Consider the following 1,037-nt stretch of genomic DNA (forward strand, 5'->3'; position numbering starts at 1 on the left):
GCCAAGCTTTTCTGGTCGGAACCCCCTAAGCCGAGTTTTCAAGGTGCTGCGCCGTCCACTTGGTTTTCGAGACTGGCCTTTTAATTCTAACGTAAAGCCAACCTAGAACGGCGGGGTTTCAGACCCAAAATTTCCGATGAGTTTATTGTCGGCAAATCGATCGCTTCGACCAACTAACTGAACATAAGCCCACCTTATCATTCCGACAAGAAATACTTTTGTCAAACCCCTTTACAAACCGTTACAAACTCTCTAAGATAGAGACATCATCAATCAATCGTACCTCGATAACTTAATAGGAATCATAAACCAATGACCACCACCCTACAACAGCGCGAGAGCGCTTCCCTGTGGGAGCAGTTCTGCCAGTGGATTACCAGCACCAACAACCGTCTTTATGTCGGTTGGTTCGGTGTCATCATGATCCCCACCCTGCTCACCGCCACCACCTGCTTCATCATCGCCTTTATCGCCGCTCCTCCCGTAGATATCGACGGTATTCGCGAGCCTGTAGCTGGTTCCCTACTCTACGGAAACAACATCATCTCTGGTGCGGTTGTTCCCTCTTCTAACGCGATTGGACTCCACTTCTACCCCATCTGGGAAGCAGCTTCCTTAGATGAGTGGTTATACAACGGTGGTCCTTACCAGTTAGTCATTTTCCACTTCTTACTAGGTGTCTTCTGCTACCTCGGTCGTCAGTGGGAACTGTCTTTCCGTTTAGGAATGCGTCCTTGGATTTGTGTTGCTTACTCTGCACCTGTATCCGCCGCAACTGCTGTATTCTTAATCTACCCCATCGGACAAGGTTCCTTCTCTGATGGTATGCCTTTAGGAATCTCTGGAACCTTTAACTTTATGTTCGTGTTCCAAGCAGAACATAACATCCTGATGCACCCCTTCCATATGTTAGGTGTAGCTGGTGTGTTCGGCGGTTCCTTGTTCAGTGCAATGCACGGTTCCCTAGTAACTTCTTCCTTAGTGCGTGAAACCACTGAAATCGAATCTCAGAACTACGGTTACAAATTCGGTCAAGA

Annotated in this window: 1 protein-coding gene; it reads left to right on the plus strand. The window is 47.8% G+C overall.

Going from position 1 to position 1,037, the window contains the following annotated elements:
• Positions 1 to 312: 312 nt before the first annotated feature.
• The coding region (locus tag O9324_RS18400; protein ID WP_288140945.1) for a photosynthetic reaction center family protein at positions 313 to 1,037 on the plus strand (725 nt) is incomplete at its 3' end.

It is taken from the genome of Microcystis sp. LE19-84.1B, from assembly GCF_027531875.1.
GTDB classification, from domain to species: domain Bacteria; phylum Cyanobacteriota; class Cyanobacteriia; order Cyanobacteriales; family Microcystaceae; genus Microcystis; species Microcystis panniformis.